At 54.0% G+C, this 17921-nt stretch carries 11 protein-coding genes, 1 tRNA gene and 1 pseudogene; 7 read left to right on the plus strand and 6 right to left on the minus strand.

The features are described from left to right. Positions 1–419 (minus strand): annotated as a pseudogene (locus VFO10_RS09430) (RNA methyltransferase); the annotation flags it as partial. Between the two features lie 179 nt (positions 420–598). On the opposite strand from VFO10_RS09430, the gene VFO10_RS09435 reads away from it, so the two are divergent. Together VFO10_RS09435 and VFO10_RS09440 are read left to right on the plus strand one after the other, a co-directional pair. Then, positions 599–1390 (plus strand): TIGR00266 family protein, encoded by a 792-nt coding sequence (locus VFO10_RS09435; protein WP_325139372.1) that lies wholly within the window; start codon positions 599–601, stop codon positions 1388–1390. A 72-nt stretch (positions 1391–1462) separates the two neighbouring features. Continuing rightward, positions 1463–1538: transfer RNA gene (locus VFO10_RS09440), tRNA-Ala, on the plus strand. A gap of 65 nt (positions 1539–1603) precedes the next feature. Here the strand turns inward: VFO10_RS09440 and VFO10_RS09445 are convergent. Further along, entirely contained in the window at positions 1604–3175 is a 1572-nt protein-coding gene (locus VFO10_RS09445) for a response regulator (RefSeq protein ID WP_325139374.1), read from the minus strand. A gap of 721 nt (positions 3176–3896) precedes the next feature. Here VFO10_RS09445 and VFO10_RS09450 point away from each other — a divergent pair. Further along, complete coding sequence (locus VFO10_RS09450; RefSeq protein WP_325139376.1) at positions 3897–4700, plus strand: hypothetical protein; 804 nt, start codon at positions 3897–3899, stop codon at positions 4698–4700. Between the two features lie 46 nt (positions 4701–4746). Here the strand turns inward: VFO10_RS09450 and VFO10_RS09455 are convergent, their stop codons facing one another. Further along, positions 4747–6483 carry a DEAD/DEAH box helicase gene (locus VFO10_RS09455; protein WP_325139378.1) on the minus strand — a complete coding sequence of 579 codons (1737 nt, stop codon included), beginning with the start codon at positions 6481–6483 and terminating at the stop codon, positions 4747–4749. A 93-nt stretch (positions 6484–6576) separates the two neighbouring features. Between VFO10_RS09455 and VFO10_RS09460 the strand changes: the two genes are divergently transcribed. Continuing rightward, complete coding sequence (locus VFO10_RS09460; protein ID WP_325139380.1) at positions 6577–7389, plus strand: aldo/keto reductase; 813 nt, start codon at positions 6577–6579, stop codon at positions 7387–7389. A gap of 20 nt (positions 7390–7409) precedes the next feature. Here the strand turns inward: VFO10_RS09460 and VFO10_RS09465 are convergent, their stop codons facing one another. Genes VFO10_RS09465 through VFO10_RS09475 form a run of 3 tightly spaced genes read right to left on the minus strand, consistent with a single transcriptional unit; the run spans position 7410 to position 11379 of the window. After that, on the minus strand, positions 7410–7859 hold the full coding sequence (locus tag VFO10_RS09465; RefSeq protein WP_325139381.1) for a hypothetical protein: 450 nt from the start codon (positions 7857–7859) through the stop codon (positions 7410–7412). 34 nt (positions 7860–7893) lie between these two features. Further along, entirely contained in the window at positions 7894–10509 is a 2616-nt protein-coding gene (gene ligD / locus VFO10_RS09470; RefSeq protein WP_325139383.1) for a DNA ligase D, read from the minus strand. Beyond that, positions 10510–11379: a Ku protein gene (locus VFO10_RS09475; RefSeq protein WP_325139385.1), complete on the minus strand. Its 870-nt coding sequence runs from the start codon at positions 11377–11379 to the stop codon at positions 10510–10512. Positions 11380–11565: 186 nt separating this feature from the next. Between VFO10_RS09475 and VFO10_RS09480 the strand changes: the two genes are divergently transcribed. The 3 genes from VFO10_RS09480 (at position 11566) to VFO10_RS09490 (ending at position 17918) form a co-directional block, all read left to right on the plus strand. Continuing rightward, positions 11566–13020: a hypothetical protein gene (locus tag VFO10_RS09480; protein WP_325139387.1), complete on the plus strand. Its 1455-nt coding sequence runs from the start codon at positions 11566–11568 to the stop codon at positions 13018–13020. Positions 13021–13128: 108 nt separating this feature from the next. Continuing rightward, positions 13129–13632, plus strand: a complete 504-nt coding sequence (locus VFO10_RS09485; RefSeq protein ID WP_325139389.1) for a hypothetical protein — start codon at positions 13129–13131, stop codon at positions 13630–13632. A gap of 347 nt (positions 13633–13979) precedes the next feature. Further along, complete coding sequence (locus tag VFO10_RS09490; RefSeq protein ID WP_325139390.1) at positions 13980–17918, plus strand: PAS domain S-box protein; 3939 nt, start codon at positions 13980–13982, stop codon at positions 17916–17918. Positions 17919–17921: the final 3 nt, after the last annotated feature.

Consider the following 17921-nt stretch of genomic DNA (forward strand, 5'->3'; position numbering starts at 1 on the left):
AGGCGATTGAAATTCCAATCGTGACCCACGACGGTTCCTTGATTCTGCATGGCCAGGGCGATCTGCATCGTCTTGTTGCCAGGCGCGGCGCAGAGATCGAGGATTCTTTCCCCCGGCTGAGGATCCAGCAGGAGGGGAGGAATCATCGAGACTTCTTCCTGAAGATGGTAGAAGCCTGCAAGGTACTCTGGTTCTTTGCCCGGTTTCCAATCCTCGGGCACGCGAAAGGCATCCGGGCGCCATGCCAGGGGCGTGATATCGTCTGCCGGCCAGGGCATAAGTTCCAAGAGAGCCGCCGAGGAAATCGCGCGGGTGTTGACCCAAAAAGTTGTCGGCAAAGGTTTGTCAAGACTCGCGACAAACGCGGGCCAGTCGGGACAGATCTCACGATAACGCTGGAATTGTGGGCTGACGGACACGGAAACTCCTGGGCATGGGGACGGCTGAGATTAGGGAGCTTCAGTCCCGAGGGCAAGGAGTTTCCCTCCTGGGTTTGCAACCTTGCCGAAAACCCGCAGCCTTCCGACATCTTGCATCCTTGCCGAAATCTCATGATAGTTACGATAGACCCACAGTTGATTTCTTATAGGAGCCAAGCATGTCACGTACCTCGCACGAAGTTGACTATGAAATTCTGGGGCACTCGCTTCAGGTGGTGGAAATCGAACTGGATCCAGGCGAAACAGTGATTGCCGAAGCCGGTGCCATGAATTACATGGAAGACGGCATCGCGTTCGAAACCCGCATGGGTGACGGCAGTGAAGCGGGTGGTTTCCTTGGCAAATTATTCGGAGCCGGCAAGCGCCTTCTGACCGGCGAATCCTTATTTCTGACGCACTTTACCAATCGTGGCATGGGCAAGAAGCGCGTGGCCTTTTCCTCGCCTTTCCCTGGGCAGATAGTGCCCGTGGATCTTGGCGAAGGACGTCGCGCCATTATGTGTCAGAAGGATTCCTTCCTCTGCGCGGCCTACGGAACCAAAGTTTCGATGGCGTTCAACCGGAAACTTGGTGCCGGATTTTTTGGCGGTGAGGGTTTCATCATGCAGAAGATGGAGGGCGATGGCCGCGTCTTCATGCATGCGGGCGGTCATGTGGTGCGAAAGCAGCTCAACAATGAGGTCATTCGCATTGATACCGGCTGTATTGTGGCCTTTGAAGAGGGCATTGATTTTGATATCGAGCGGGCCGGTAATCTTCGCTCCATGTTCTTCGGCGGCGAGGGGCTGTTCCTGGCCACGCTGCGGGGTACAGGTGCGGTCTGGATTCAGAGTCTGCCCCTTTCCCGACTGGCGGATCGCATCATTGCCAGCGCCCCATCCATCGGCGGCGCGGCCCGTGGCGAAGGCTCTGTGCTCGGAGGCCTGGGCCGCATCCTGGACGGGGACTGAGATTTTTCTTTTCCGCGCGGAAAAAAATCTTGCAGGCTGAAAAGAATTCAGGCAATTATACAACTCCTCTGAGGGGGTTTAGCTCAGTTGGCAGAGCGCTAGATTTGCATTCTAGAGGTCAGCGGTTCGACCCCGCTAACCTCCACCAGAGGATAAAAAAGCCCGAGTCACCGTCCAGGTGCTCGGGCTTTTTTCTATCCGCAGTTGTCTCTTTTAAATACTGGCCTGAAGCCTCGTCGTACCCCATTTGGCAACGCTTTCACACAGCGTTATGCTGTCAATGGGTTTGCAGAGGAAGTCATTGCATCCCGCCGCCAGGCTCGCTTCCCGCTCTTCCTTGGTGGCGTTGGCCGTCAGAGCAAGAATGGGCGAGGTATAGCCGAGAGCCCGAAGGCGCGTCGTCGCCTGAAGACCATCCAGTATCGGCATGCGATGATCCATCAGAATAATGTCGAAGTGCTGACTCGTCGCGGCACGGATCGCTTCTTCACCGTTTTCCACGACCTCGACATCCGCGCCTTCATAGGTCAGGATGCGTTCATAAAGCGCCTGGATATCAATGCCATCTTCCGCCAGCAGCACGCGAATGCCGCTCAGGCTCGGGGAATGTCCATCCGCCCGGGAAGGAAGCGGGGCAGAGGGTGGCAAGGCGCTTTCATGGCTGCGATTGGTGGAACCTGGATTCAGAAAAACATCAAAGCGACTGCCGCGACCTTCCTCGCTCTCGGCCAGCACGATATCGCCTCCTAGAAGGCGCGCCAGTTCCCGGGATAAGGTCAAACCGAGGCCCGTGCCTTCGTGATTTTTCGCGGAAGGCATTTTCGCCTGGCTGAACTGATCGAAAATCAAGTCACGCTGCGCCGCGGGAATTCCAATTCCGGTGTCGACGACAGACAGCTGCAGAAGGCCCGAGGGACAAAGTCCGACGATCAATTTCACCCCACCTTGATGGGTGAACTTGATGGCATTGCCCATGAGATTGATCAGAATCTGCCGAAAGCGGGTGGGGTCGGTGAAGATGACTTCCGGCACCTCGGGACTGCTGTTCAGTTCCAAAGTCAGATTTTTTTCCTTGGCTTTGCTGCGCATAATATCAAAGACGAGGCCGATCTCATGAAAGAGGAAGACCTCGGTCGAAGCCAGTTCGAATTTTCGCGCCTCAATCTTGGAAAGATCCAGGACCTCGCCGACCAAGTCCAAAAGATGCCGGGCATTATTGCGAATGATTTCCACATAGGTGGCTTTAGGTGAATCCGGATCCACCTCCCTTTGCAGAAGATCGGCAAAGCCGATGATCGAGGAAAGAGGTGTGCGGATCTCATGGCTCAGGTTGGCAAGAAAAGAACTCTTGGTTTGGTTGGCGAGTTCGGCCTTCACCTTTTCCTGCTCATTCAGCTCCGCTCGTTTTCTTTCGGAAATGTCCTGCAAAGAGAGCAGAACCATTTCCAAACTCTCCTGGACATCTTCGCCAAGGTTATCAAGGCGGCGGGCATTCATATGAAAAGTTTTGCACGCCCCAGGAACATGGCAGGTGATCTCGTGATTCTCAAATTCCTGCTTATAAAGAAAAACAGCTTCCAATTTGTCGCGCAGAATATCGGGCTCAACACTGAAGCTGCTGATTTCGAAGAACGATCGACCATGCATTTCCAGAGGACAGGCACAAAAAGCTTCGTAGAATGCGGGATTGGCCATCAGCACTTCAAGATTTTTGTTGAGAACCAGGAGGGGTTCTCGAACCGTATTGATGATACGTTCCGCAAAAATACGTAGTCGTCCTTGCATTCTTGTCCCACCTCAGGGGGTAGCCTCGCCCGTCCATATGAGCTGACTGCGTTGCGTCCATCCGTAGTTTCATACCTCTGTTCGTGATGAAACACCAGATAATACATGATGTAAAGTCAAAGGGTCTCGTCATGAACAGAGGTACATGATCGAGGCCCTTCCAACAAAAAAATAAGGATGAAAATTCTATGCATTTTTGTTGGACATCACGATAGAAAAGAACTCTCGTGAAGAAGTGAAGTAAAGAAAAATTGCGAACAAAGGAAAGGTTTGCAAAACGTTGCCTCCAGACATCCCTTCCGTTCGAAAAACGAGAGCTGTTGATCTGCAGGCCTTTCCCGATCTTTTCCCCCGTTTTTGCACGCGCCGCGTCCTGCGTTCGTGAAATCCAGAGGTCGATTGATCGTGACGCGTTACGCTCGTCCGGTAAAGAAAAATTAAATGACAGTGCGCGGAGAAGTCGCTGGAAATTGCAAAAACCAGAGACCTTGAACATTCGATGGAATCCGGTCTTACACGATCTTCAAGAAGTATTTTCAAAGTCTTTACATGGCGATGTCTGCTGCGTCTTTTAGCGCTGCTTTCAAATAGATCAGTTGCTCTGGTCTATGTCGCAAGTGAAACAAAATTGCGGATGAAATTATGACAGTCTCAGTTTGACATTTTGTGGCACATGGTTTAAACAGGGGCCTCGACTTTAATTCCGACCAAGAGGTTGCGTATGAATACGACTTCCAAAGCCGCTAAAGTCTTGTCTCTCATGCTGTCCGTGGCTGCTTTCAGCGCCTGCGGCAAGTCCAAGAATAGCAACGATGACGATACCGATACGCAAAAGAAAACCACGGTGGCGGTGCCTCGCAATACGGGTTCAGCCACGACCACTCCTGCCCGCCCTGCCGGGGGCAGCCAATCGGGAACCAATCCCCCTGTCAGCGCCTGCAGCTCGAATTACGAGATCCTGGGAACGGCCAATCCCTTCCTGGCTGGCGCTCCTTCAGGAACAGAATTGGATTATGGTCGCGCACCTTTGGATGCAGCGCCTTTGAATGCGCCTGTTTCCGTCCAGGCTGATGATGTGAAATGCTTCGACGCCGGTCGTCGCCTTTACTTCCAGGTCGCCGGACGCATTGCCTACGATGCCCAGCCCGATATTTTCACTGACGCCGATGGTCAGCCTAATAACACGCCTTCGCACACCCTCGGCAGCGTTCACGGACTGTCGAATATCACAGCGCCGATCAATAGCCTTGTCGGGGTCTTTCTGGACAATACACCCTTCGCCTCGCGTGCGGCTGCGCCGGAAGCCTTGGATTTCAGCAGCGTGGCTTCCCGCAATTTCAAGACTCTGACACCGAAGCTGGGTCAGATCTTTTTCATCGGTGATGGCAAGGATGCCAGCGGACTGCTGCAGGCCTTTGTCGTTCCCGCAGGCACCACCCGCCTTTACCTTGCGATCATGGATCAGTACGAGTGGTCCAATAACCAGGGTCAACTTTCCGGTACCATTCAGTGGGTCAAGCCCTGATTGATGCCGTTATCATAGCCCCCGGGTTTTCGCCCGGGGGCTTTTCTTATTCGAAGATCTTTTCCCGAATCTCCCAGAAATACTTCTTTTTCCGCGCAATGATGAAAAGCGGCATCCGAAAGATGTGCTGATGCTGGATCACATCATCAATCGTGGCCAAATTCCATTTGCGTTCCGGTATCCGAAGATGCAGGCGCATGAAGTTGTAGTAAAAGGCCCGCATGTCGTTTGAACTGTTGAAGGCGAAGAACTCTTTCAGATGCTCGCCATCGCAGTCGTAATAGCGAAGCTCCAGATGCGTGCCTCCTTTGCGGTCATGCTTTTTCTCGAAGACCATGGAATCAGGCCGCATGACATGCGCATCCTTCAGGGCCATGGCCTCGCGCAATTTCTTGTCATTATCCACCAGCGTCCGTTCGCAGCTGCTGCAGACCCTGGCCGCGATATCATTCTCGGCTCCGCAGGTTTCGCAGCGTTTGAAGCGGAAGCGGAAGCTGCAGGGTACGATCTTCAGGGTCTTAGGATCCTGCTGCGCCCCACGGCATTTCCTGCCGAAGTGTTCCATCAGCGTCCCTTCATCATCCACAAGGCCCCAGAAATCATTTTCATGCCCGCAGAGTGGGCAGGTCACCTTCACAGGCACGGACTCTTCGGAGGGTTTGTCATCATCAATGGTGGGACTGAAAATATCGTGGCCGAGTCCCGTGTAGTCGAGGACGAGGCAATCCTTTTTCCCGTCCGCAAGGCGCAGGCCCCGACCGATGATTTGCTGATAGAGGCTGACCGATTCGGTGGGACGCAGCAGAGCGATCAGATCCACGTGCGGCGCATCGAAGCCGGTCGTCAGAACGGAAACGTTGACGAGATACTTGAGCTTGCGCTCCTTGAAGTCCTGGACGATGCGATCGCGTTCCTGGGTGGCTGTATCGCCGACGACCAGGGCCGAGGATTCCGGGGGCAGAAGCGAGAGGATCTCTTCCGCATGCCGGACGGAGGCGGTGAAAATCATGACGCCCTGTCGGTCCGCGGCCATGTCCACGATATTGGCCACGATGCCCGGTGTGACCCTTTTTTGGTCCTTCAGGATATTTTCCACCTCGTTCATGGAAAATGTGCCCTCGCGCAGACGGAGCCGGGAAAAATCATAACCCGCGACCGGGGCATCTATCTTGATCGGAGGCGTAAGAAAACCGCCCTGAATCATGGTGCTGATGGAAAGCTCATAGATGCAGTGCTTGAAAAAGCGTTCTTCCGCTGTCCGCAGCATGCCGCGTGCATGATACTGATAGATCCAGCCGAGGCCCAGGCGGTAAGGCGTCGCGGTCAGGCCAAGGACGCAGAGCTTGGGATTGTTCGAGCGCAGACGAGTGATGACCTGCAGATATTGGGTGTCGCCATCGGTGGCCACGCGATGGCATTCGTCGATGATGAGCAGCGAAAAGCCTTCAAAAAAGGCCGCATCGGCACGCGCCACGGATTGGATGCTGCCAAATATCACCTTGCTATTTTTATCCTTGCGATTGAGTCCGGCCGAATAGATACCGGCTGCATACATATCGCCGTCAAGTCCATAGGACTCGTATTTTTGATGGTTCTGCTCGACCAGTTCCTTGACATGCGCCAGGACCAGCACGCGGCCCTTGGCAATGCGGGCCAGTTCGGCAATCACAAGGCTCTTGCCCGCACCTGTGGGCAGAACGACCACAGCGGGTTCGCGCTCTCTTTGAAAGTGGCGGATCGCGGCATCCACCGCTTCCTGCTGATAGGGACGGAGTTTATACATGAGTCCTCCTTCGGGCGGATTCTAGCGGGTTTTGGTGTTTTTCTCGACAGCATTTCATGGTCATGCGAAGATCGCGGAGGGGAGGGCCAACCAATGCAAATGCCCAGGATCATGTATGGAACCGCATGGAAAAAGGATCAGACGGCACGTCTCGTGGAAAAGGCGGTGCGGTATGGATTCAGTGGAATTGATACGGCCTGTCAGCCCAAGCATTATCACGAAGCCGGCGTCGGCGAGGCTCTCACGGCCCTTCAGGCCCAGGGCCTGCGTCGTGAGCATATCTTTTTGCAGACCAAGTTCACGCCGCTCGCCGGACAGGATCCCGAGCGCGTGCCCTATAACCCCGATGCCCCGCTCGCGGAACAGGTGGCTCAGTCGTTCGCGACTTCGCAGAAAAACCTGGGAACGGAGTATGTGGATTCTTTAGTGCTGCATTCACCGCTCTCGCGCTGGGATCAGTTCCTTAGCGTTTGGCGGGCGATGGAGGCGCTTCATGGTCGCGGAGCAGCCAAACAGCTTGGTATCAGCAACTGCTATGACCCTGTCCTGTTTCAAAGGCTCCATCAGGAAGCGCGGGTGAAGCCTTCGGTTCTGCAGAATCGGTTTTATGCGGATACGGGATATGATAAAGAGCTGCGGGCGTTCTGTCGCGAGCGGGGCATCGTTTATCAAAGCTTTTGGACGTTGACGGCGAATCCGCAGATATTACGGAGCCGGGTTGTGCAGCAGCTGGCGCGGGCCTATCGTAAAACTGAGGCGCAAGTTTTTTTTCGCTATCTGACGCAGATCGGAATCGTGCCTCTGACTGGAACGACTTCGGATCAGCATATGCAGGAGGATTTGGCGATTTTTGATTTTGAGATTGCGGCGGATGCCCTGCCTCATATCGAGGCTTTACTGGTTTGAGATGCATCAGCCGCGTTGATTTATTTTACGAGGGTATTGATCACGATTTTTGCCGTTGAACCGGCTGCGACCTCTTCGGCTATGCCGACGATATCACCAGGTTGATCCTTGCCGGCGCTGCCGTCTTTGTCGAGACGGGCTTTCAGACGGATGGTCGTTGGCAGTGTAGGGGCGCCCATGACCATGACGTTGCCGTCGTTCTTGGTGGACGTCGCCTCAGGATCGACAGTCAGATCGCCTTTATAAAGAGTTCCGGAGGCATCGGCCTTCAGGTCAACTTTCATAGCGCCATAAGGCCTTGGACTCTTGGCGTCAAAGACGATCACATATAGAGTACGAATACCGGCTGCTGCGGTTAATTGTTTTCCCTCGATCGTAACTTCCACTGTTGCCAGCTTTTTAACGGCTGCCTGCAACACGGGGCTAACGCTCAAACCCAAACCCAGCATCAAACATGACAAAAGACGCATGAACACCTCGTAAGAATAATGAGAAGCTGAGATGTTAGTGCTTTTTCCGTTTTTTGTCGACCCCCCGGGCTTTGGGTTCCGGTTCGGCAAGGCGCAGAATCTTTTCAATGCCCACGGGTTTCCCCATGGCGTCTTCCCACAGTTGATGGCGGCTGCGTTCGGGTTTCTTCAGGGTGAAATCAGTAGGCTCGACGCCGTTTTCCAGATCATCCCGACTGATGGGAGTGGAAATGGTCGCCATGGGCTCGGCGCGAACAGACCAGACTCCGGCCACGCTGCGGGTCAGGTAGTTTTGCTGGGCATCAAGGTAAACGGTGCCTTTGGGGCGTTTTTTAACGGAGCGTTCCAGTGTGGAAATTTTAGGAGCCTTGCGCAGGACCAGTGTGCAGACGAGTTCAGCCAGAATGCGAGAGGTTTCCCAACTCGTTTCCGGGGGCAGAGGCAAATAGATATGAATACCCGAGGCTCCGCTGGTTTTCACGGCAGGCTGGATGCCGGCCTCGTCGAGCACATCGAGGCATGCCAGGGCCACCTTGCGCACGGTGCTGAAGGGCGTGCCTTCACCGGGATCGAGGTCGATGATGGAATAATCAGGATGATGGAGCTGATCATAACGCGCATGCCAGGGGTCGTAGCTGATCGCTCCTATTTGCGCCAGATAAAGAAGCGTGACGGGTTCACCGCCGATCAGACGACGCTCCTCGCCCTGCTCGGTTTCGACTTTTTCCACAGGGCCGGGCGCTTTTTCATCGGGCTCCTGCTGATAGAATCCTTTGGACCCTATTCCATCCGGAAAGCGCTTCAACACCAAAGGACGACCCTGCATCCACGGTAAAATAAGATCCATCATCGACGCATAGTAGTTTAAAAGATCGCGTTTGGTCACCCCGACTTTGGGAAAATAAACCTTATCCAAATGCGAGACAGCAAGAGTTTCCGTTCCCACCAAAAGCTCAGCCGATCGATTCGGAAGGGATTGAATCTCCTGTGCCAACTCGGTATTCGGGGCCTTCGCAGGCTCGCCTTGGATATCCTGCGGCCGCTTATCATCCCGCACACCAAGGAAGATGCCCTGCCGCAGTTTGCGATCGGCCGTCCATTCCTTGAAGCGAATTTCCGCGATGACCTCGGGTTTCACCCAGTGCGCCGGGCTATTGGTCTCGACCTTGCCTGTGAAAGGCGAGCGGGATTGCTCAAGCTTCTTCAAAAGGCGATGGACTTCAACCAGGGTTCTGCGGGTGAAGCCACTGCCTGCATGCCCTGCATACTGTAGTTTTTTGTTCTCATCGTAATAGCCGAGCAGAAGACTTCCGATCAATTCCCGACTGCCCTTGGGCTCGGTCCAGCCGCCTATGATAAATTCCTCGCGCTTCAGAGTTCGCCACTTCCACCAGGTTTTGGTGCGAAGACCCGCCTGATAGGTGCTGCTCCGATCCTTGGCGATCAGGCCTTCCCACTCCTCCTTTTCGGAGCGCTGCAGCATCTCTTCGGGATCTTCACTATAAGGCACTAGATGAAGCAGTTTATTCTTATTGGGCTTCATCACCTTTTCCAGGATCTCGCGGCGCGTGGTCCAGGTTTCAGAAAGAAGATTGTCCTTCCCCTGCAAAAGAATATCAAAAATGAAAAAAACCAGAGGAGTGGCCTTGATTTCGGACTTAACGGCCGCTTCATCATCCAGATGAATGCGCCCCATCATGGTTTGAAATCCCAGGGGCTTTCCATCCGGATCGACCGCTGTGATTTCCCCATCCAGAATCAAAGGTCCTTTCAGAGTTTGGGCGAGTTTCTGAAGAGGCGCCTCGAATTCAGGGAACTGACGGGTTTTATCCTTGCCCAGGCGCGAAACCAGGGCCACTCCATCCTTATCGACAAACGCCAGGACCCGAACGCCATCGAGTTTCTGTTCATAAACCCAATCGGCGCCGGTCGGCAGATCTTCCGCGGTGGACACGAGCATGGGTCTTAGTTCAGGTCCAGGAGGGGCAGGAGCCTCCGCTTTTGCGCTGGCTTTCTTCCGTGGACTCGCCGCAGTCTTCTTCGCACCCGCGAGTTCTTCCATCGAACGCTCACTGGCCACAGAGGTCAGTTCATCCCGCACGGGATCATAATCAGGATCAGCCAGGTCATCACTGTGTTTGATTAAAAGCCACTGCGGTTTGCTGCCCGATCCGCGACGCGTGCGCACAAGGGCAAAAGATCCTTTCAGCCGATGCCCATGGAAAGTGATGGAAAGTTTTCCTTTCTCGATCCTTTGCTCCATGATTTCTTCCGGATCCTGATCCGCTGTCGGATCATCCACGGTGTAATAGCCTTCATCCCAGAGCATCACTGTGCCGCCGCCATATTCCGCAACAGGAATCGTCCCTTCAAAGCGGTTATAGGACATGGGATGGTCTTCGACCTCGACAGCCAGCCTCTTCACTTTGGGATCAAAGGAAGGGCCCTTCGGTACGGCCCAGCTTTTCATGACGCCGCGGACTTCCAAACGCAGATCATAGTGCAGATGACTGGCATCATGCTTATGAACGACAAAGGCCAGCTTCTGGTGCTTCGAAGCCTTTTCATCTCCGCGCGGCTCGGCGGTTTTGCTGAAGTTTCGCTTCGACCGATAGACCTTGAGTTTGCCGTGGACGTCCGTTTGTGCCATTTAAGCCCTCTTTTTTGCAGGATGAGCACGCCGGGCTGTTTTGGTGGCGGTACGTTTTGCCGTTTTGGTCTTCGCCTTCTTTGCTGGCTGCGGGCCGCTGCCGGAACGTTTTAAACTGGCCTGCAATCGTTCCACGAGGTCAATCACTGCGGTCGGACGTGGTTCTTCCGCCTCCGTCAGTTCAATATCCTTGCCTTTGACTTTGGCATCTATGATGCTCTGCAGATTTTCGCGATACTGATCCTTATACTTGCGTGGATTGAAATCGGCGGTCAACGATTCGATCAGCTGTTTCGCCATTTTCAAAGCCTGCGTTTTAGGCTTTTCATGGCTGGGAATATCGAAGTCGCTTTGATCGATGACCTCGTCGGCAAAACGCATCAGGTTAATTTCAATGGCGTCATCCAAGGCCCTGACGGCGGCCAGATGCTGCTTGCTGCGTATGGTGATGCGGCCGATGCCGACAGTATCTGTTTCCTTGATGGCTTCCCTCAGAAGGGCATAGACGCCTTCCGCGCCCTCCTCGGGAATCGCATAATAAGGCTTGGAAAAGTAGCGGGAGTCGATCTGTTCGGCCGGGACAAAGTCCTCAATCTCGAAGGCTTTGGAGGTGGCCAGGGCCGCTTTCTCGAAATCTTTTTCGGTCAGGACGACGAATTTGTCCTTGGCATATTCATAGCCTTTGACAATGTCATTCCAGGGAATGGTTTTATTATTTTTCTTGCAGACCCTTTCATATTTCACCTGGCAGTGGGATTTCTTATCGAGCAGGCGAAACTCAATATGATCCTCGCGCACGGCGTTTTGAAGACTGACGGGTATATTCACAAGCCCAAAGCTGATGGATCCTTTCCAGACGTTTCCAGGCATGACAACTCTCCCAAGTATTGGATAGGGCATACGCTGCTGTCTCCATGATAATCAAAAGCCAGGAAGAGGAAATGTCGGAAACTTTGTACAGGGTCGAGTCGACGCCAGGCGCCCTCGATTTTCGAAGAAAAAATGCCGATGAAGAGATGTCAGGTAAGGGTTTCACGGCATCTTTGAGGCGTAAAAATGCTTATAGTTATCAGTGACTTGCATCTTCAACACACGGCGGCGGATGGGTTTGCTTATCAGGACGAAAAAGGTGAGGCGCGAGAGTGCGGCGTGCATCGTAATATCGCGCCTGAGGCTCTTACTCTTTTGAAAGACGAAATTCTGAATTACAAACGCAAGTTTCAAACGCGCTCCATAAGGCTGGTGCTGAATGGTGACATCTTCGAAATATTGCGCACGCCTGTGTGGCTGCAGCAGAACCTGCGTCCTTATCATGAAGGGCTGCCCCCACAGGAACTGCGTGATGTGGTCCTGACCATTCTGGGCAAGATCGAAGAAGACAACCGCGATTTCCTCACCACATTGCGCCAGATCTTTGTGCAGAAGCGTGATGAAAAAGGGCAGGCGATCCCAGAGTTTTCGGACATCAGCTTTGAAATCGTCTATCTGCCCGGCAACCACGATCGGCTGGTGAATGCCTGGCCCGAAACACGGCGCAAGGTTCGTGAGCTTTTGGGAATGCCGATGAAGGATGAGCCTTTCCCTCACGAACTCGCCTTTCGACACAACGAAGTTGGAGCCCGCTATGGCGTCCTGATCCGTCATGGTCATGAATACGATCGCTTCAATTATGTGGCGGCAGAGCCCGGTGAAAAGCCTGAACATCGCTATCTGCGTTCGCCGCTCGGAGATGTGCTGGCTTTGGAAGTCGGAGCGGCCCTGGCTTATAAATTTCGCGAGCTTTATAGCGAGTCGATGAAAAAGCCGCGGGAAGGGGAGGCTTACCGCAAACTCTATCTTGCGCTGCTTGATTTTGATGATGTCCGTCCTGATCACACGACTTTTGATTACCTGACCTATGCCTTGAATCGAATTACGACCGAGGTTGGGAAGGATCTTACGGATGAGGTCGCTGAACTGATGCGCCCTGTCCTTTGGGATGCCTGCCGTGTGATCCTGAAAAATCCCTTCTTCAAGCGCCCCGGCACACCCTGGCTCAGCCGCTTTATGACGACCAAGGTCGTGGCCGCTTGCCTTCTTTGGTTTCTGAAAGTCGTTCCGGCCTCGAAGCTGGTATGGCTGGTGAAGACGGCACTCACGCTAAAAGGTTTCGTGGAAAAGGCCGAACCTGCAAGTTACGCCGCGCAGGAGTCGCTCTTAAAGCAAGGTGAAATCGACCTTGTGATCGCCGGGCACACGCACCATCACGATCAGGTGCCTTTGGAATACTCAGGACCCCACTCCGCTTATTTTTTGGATACCGGGACCTGGCGTACGCTTATCTATGATGGCCCAGGTAATGTCTTCGGACACCTGAAGAGTTTGACCTATGTAGCCGTCCATCAAAGGACCGACTTCGAAAGCGAACGCCGCTTTGATACGTGGACGGGACATCTGGCGTCGTCGGGCTATGGAGCCTACGATCAGCCCGTTAAGAAAAAGCCTGATCCCGTTGTGAAGAAAGTTGCGTGACGATCTGCAGATCTTTTCCTAGCTGGCATCACCAGTCGAGTTTCTACGGATTGTGGAAGACAGGAGGTCTATCCTAAGATCCGTGCATAAACTCACTCTGGAGATAACATGAAAAAGCTGGTCCGTGTCTCGTGCCTTCTTGCTGCGCTGGTGATGGGAAATCAGGGTTTTGCGCTGACGGTGGGGCCGGCCGTGGCTCTGCCTGAGGGATTCAAGGGAGGAGAACTCAGTCCGCTGGAATATGAAGCGACTGTCTACAACCTCTGCAATGAATCCATTTGGGTCTCCACGGTCGAAAGCTATCAATACATTTGCAACGGAGCCAACTGTCCTCCGTCTTCCTTCGCGACACGAGGCTGGTGGGAAATTCCCGCGGGTCATGAACGCGTCTTTGATTTTTCACGCAGCCAGTATATTCAGGGCAGCATCTTTTTCTATATTGAAGATGCGAGCGGCTTTAACGTGGCGCCTTACAGTATGGTTTCCGTGAAGTCATGCGTGAACAATCAAACGTTGGAACTCAAATCCAATAGTGCGCCGCCCGTTTGCGAAAAGAACGCGACCTATTTTAAACCTCAGAGCGCCAGCGTGATGATCAGCCAGTGCTTTTAAGCTCCAGCTGCCGCGCGAGCGCCTCGTCTTCCCATGAGGCTGGAGTCGCTGACTTTGGCCTCCCCAGGCCATCAAACGTCAGGATGAAAATGCATATGCAGCTTTTTTCATACAGCGACCCCATGATTCAGTGAGATGTGGAACTGTGTAAACTTATGATATGGCAAGGGTAATGCCGAGTCGCGATTCGACTCAGCCCTTTCGATATCGGTTCTTGACTCCCCCCTCGCCCTGACATACGCTCAAGCCGCTGATTCCAAGGTATTGCACGAGAATTCACCGTGCGCCTTGTTCCATGAATTGACTGCGTTTGTGCAATGAAAACGCGGCGCCTTCTGAGTTAACCCATGAATGTTGATAGCAATCTGATAGCCGCGGTCCCTGGTGAAGACGCAAGGCCGAGTGGCCTTGCTCGAAGTTTCTACGGGGTCGCCCGGCTGTGCGCGTTCCTGTCCCTGACGATCAGTGGCCTGACACTGATGGGCTGGACATTTGGAATCAAGGCGCTGGTGCGTATGCTGCCTGATTTTGTAGGCATGCAGGCGCCTGCCGCGCTCGTCTGTTTTATACTGAGCATTCTGCTTCTGATGGTGCAGAAAAAAGTTCCTCCTCTTGTTCGCCTGGTGTCCTTGGCGATCCTGGCCTTCTGTCTATTTCATATCACTGGCCTGATTTTGGGTTGGGCTGGGGTCAGCCCACAGGATGGAAGCTCACTCGCGGTGCCGACGGCCACGAGCTTCGCCCTTTTGAGTATTGCCTTCGTGCTTCTGGACTGGGAGCTGAAAGGTGGGCATCGACCAGCCCAGTATCTCGTTATCGCCACTCTTATGTTTCCGCTCCAGGCCTTTGTCATCCATGTGAACAAAACGCTCTATGGCACAATTCATTTTATTTCCTATCGGCAGATGTCCATGCCGGCAGCGGCCGCCGTTTTCGCTCTGGCACTGGGACTTCTGGCTATACGCCCGCAGCATGGCTTTATGAAGGTGGCATCCAGTCCGGACCTGGCGGGACAGGTCCTGAGGCGGCTTTTTTTTCCGCTTATCATCACCATACCGGTGGTCAGCATTGCCCTGAGTTCAGGCATCGGCATCGTCTTCGATCCCTCGTTCGCCAGTTCCGCCTATATCATGATCCTTATTCTCCTTTTCGTGATCCTGACCTGGATCACATCCGAAACGGTGCGATCGGCAGAGACCAGGCTGCGTGAAAGTGAAGACCGCTTTCGGCAGATTTTCGAAAAGGCGCCTGTTGGCATGGCGGAAGCCGATCCGCAAACCCAAAGGTTTGTGCGCGTCAACGCCGCTTTTTCAAAGATGCTGGGCATTGCCGAGAAAGAGCTGCAGCAGATGACCTTGGCGGACGCAGGACTGCCCGGGATCGAATGGGTCGATGATTTCAAAAGCGAGCACGAGCTTTTCGGCAAGGGTGGGACGCGGCGTTGGGTATCTTTGGGAGGCGTGCGGCTCAGGGATGGGGGCACACAGTCGGCCGTTGATCTTTTCATTGCAGAAGACATTACAGAAAGAAGGGCGATTGAAGAATTGAATCGCCAAAGCGAGGAGCGACTGAAGCTGGCTCTGACGGCTTCCGAGATCGGCTTTTATGATTGGGATATTCAGCGCAACATCATGCTCTTCGATCCGCGCATGAGCAAGGATTGGGGTCTCGTGGCTTCGCCTCGGACATTGGAAGAGGCCCTGGCCCTCATTCATCCCGACGATCAAGCGCGGGTGCAGGCGAAGGTCGACCAGAGTGTGCGAACCGGGCAACCCTATATGGTCGACTACCGGGTCGTGCGACCGGAGGATGGACAGATCGTCTGCCTCGAAGTCCGAGGCGAAGTGCACACGGATCAGCAGGGAAAGCCTTTAAGATTCGTGGGAACCTGCCTGAATATCACCGAAAGGAAAAAGTCCGAGCGGGAACTTCAGGAAAGTGAAGCGCGCTTTCGTCATTTCGCCGAAGCCATGCCGCAGATGGCGTTTCTCGCGGATGCCCAGGGGCAGATTCTTTACTTCAATCAAAGACACTATGAATACTTCGGGATTGATCCCGCGAGTAAGTCCTATGAGTGGGAAGAACAGAATCTTCATCATCCCGATGATATGCAGAGAACCATAGATCTTTGGAATCACTGCGTCGCCACCGGCGAGCTTTATCAGAATGAATATCGACTCCGCCGAGCCGATGGCGATTATCGCTGGCACCTCGGTCGCGCTGTGCCTGTTCGCAATAGCCAGGGCGAAGTCGTTCAATGGCTGGGCACCAATACCGACATTCATGAACAGAAGGTCGTGACGGAAAAACTGAAAGAGAATGAAGCCAGATTCCGGACGATTACCGACGCCATGCCGCAGATGGTCTGGTCGACGCTCGCGGATGGCTATCACGATTACTTCAATAGGCGTTGGTATGAATTTACCGGGCTTCGCGAAGGGGCAACGGACGGTCAAACCTGGAACGATGTCTTCCATCCTGATGATCAGGAGCGGGCCTGGGATCAGTGGCGTCACAGCCTGGAATCCGGCGATCCTTATGAAATTGAATATCGCCTCATGCACCGCTCCGGCCAGTACCGCTGGACGCTGGGGCGAGCCCTGCCGATCCGCAATGATGAGGGTAAGATCATTCGTTGGATGGGAACCTGTACCGATATCCACGACCAAAAGCAGGCCAGCGAAATCCTGGCCGCCAATGAAGCGAAGCTGCGGGTGATTCTGAGTCAGCTGCCGGTGGGCGTGGTGATTGCTGATGTCGATGGGGTGATTAACACCACCAACGAAACCTTCCGAAAAATCTGCGGCAATGTCGAAGAAGTCGGCAATCAGAACGAATATGACGCCTTCTGGTTTGATACGGGCGAGAAACTGAAATCCGAGGACTGGGCCCTTGCCAGGGCTTTGACGCGCGGTGATGTCAGCCTGAATGAAGTCATACGTTTGAATTTCTACAGTGGTCAGGAAAGGATAATCCTGAATTCAGCCATGCCTGTGTATACAGAAAGCGGTGAGCTTACGGGCGGCATTGCCGTGGTGCAGGATATCACCGAACAAAAGCGCTTCGAAGCCGAGCTGGGCATGGCCAGGGATGCTGCTGAGCGGGCCAGTCGCGCCAAGTCCCAGTTCCTGGCCAACATGAGCCATGAGATTCGCTCGCCTATGAATAGCGTTCTCGGGTATGCCGATCTTCTGACCGAGCCTGGTTTGAATGACGACGACCGCATGATGTATGCGTCGCGCATCAAGGCCAGTGGTTCCCATCTTCTGCACATTATCGACGACATCCTGGATTTATCCAAAGTGGAATCGGGTCACTTTCAGATTGAATGGCGCCGGTTCGCTGTCACCGAATTGATCAGTGAATGCATCCAGTCCATGACGATCCTCGCGCAGAAGAAGAAAGTTGATCTCCTTTTGTTTTGCGACACGCCGGTGCCCCAGCATATCGAGTCCGATTCGATTCGTTTCCGGCAAATTCTGATGAACGTCGTCGGTAACGCCATCAAATTCACCGAACGCGGCCAGGTGCGGGTCGGTCTCCGATTCCAGCAGAAAAGCGCCCGGGGTCCGGCTTACTTCATTGTGGATGTCGAGGACAGTGGCATCGGGATTACCGCTGCGCAGCAGAAAGAGCTGTTCCGGCCCTTTATGCAGTCGGATGCCTCCATCACGCGAAAATTCGGTGGGACGGGACTCGGCCTTCATCTTTCCCGGCGCCTGGCCGAAGCTCTGGGCGGCGACCTGCAGCTCAGTTGGAGCGTCCCCAACGAGGGCAGTTGTTTCACGATCAAGGTGCTGGCGGGCGCTTTGAATGATAGCCTCTTTATTACGTCCATCGAAAAGCAGCAAAGCGTGCAGGTGATCAGCCCCAATGTCGAACCTTCGCTCGGCAGGAAATATCGGGTGCTGATCGTCGATGACAACGCCGATAATCAGGCGCTGATGAAAGCTTATCTCAGGAAGGCTGACGTTCACTGGGATTCCGCTACCGACGGGGAAAAGGCGCTGGATCTGGCCACGCGCGAAGCCTATGACATCATCCTGATGGACGTCATGATGCCTGTTATGGATGGATTGGAAGCGACCCGGCGTCTCAGGGCTGGCGGTTACACGCGGCCCATCATTGCTTTGACAGCCCATGCGATGAAAGAGGAAGTCGAGAAATCCTTTGCCGCCGGATGTGACGGGCATCTTTCCAAGCCTGTCGATATCAAGGAGCTCCTGGCCACCATGCAACGCTTTGTGGAGCTGTCAGCCCGGAGTGAGCAGCAAATGTTTCACTGAAGC

Origin of the sequence: Oligoflexus sp., assembly GCF_035712445.1 — a bacterium.
Classification (GTDB): domain Bacteria; phylum Bdellovibrionota_B; class Oligoflexia; order Oligoflexales; family Oligoflexaceae; genus Oligoflexus.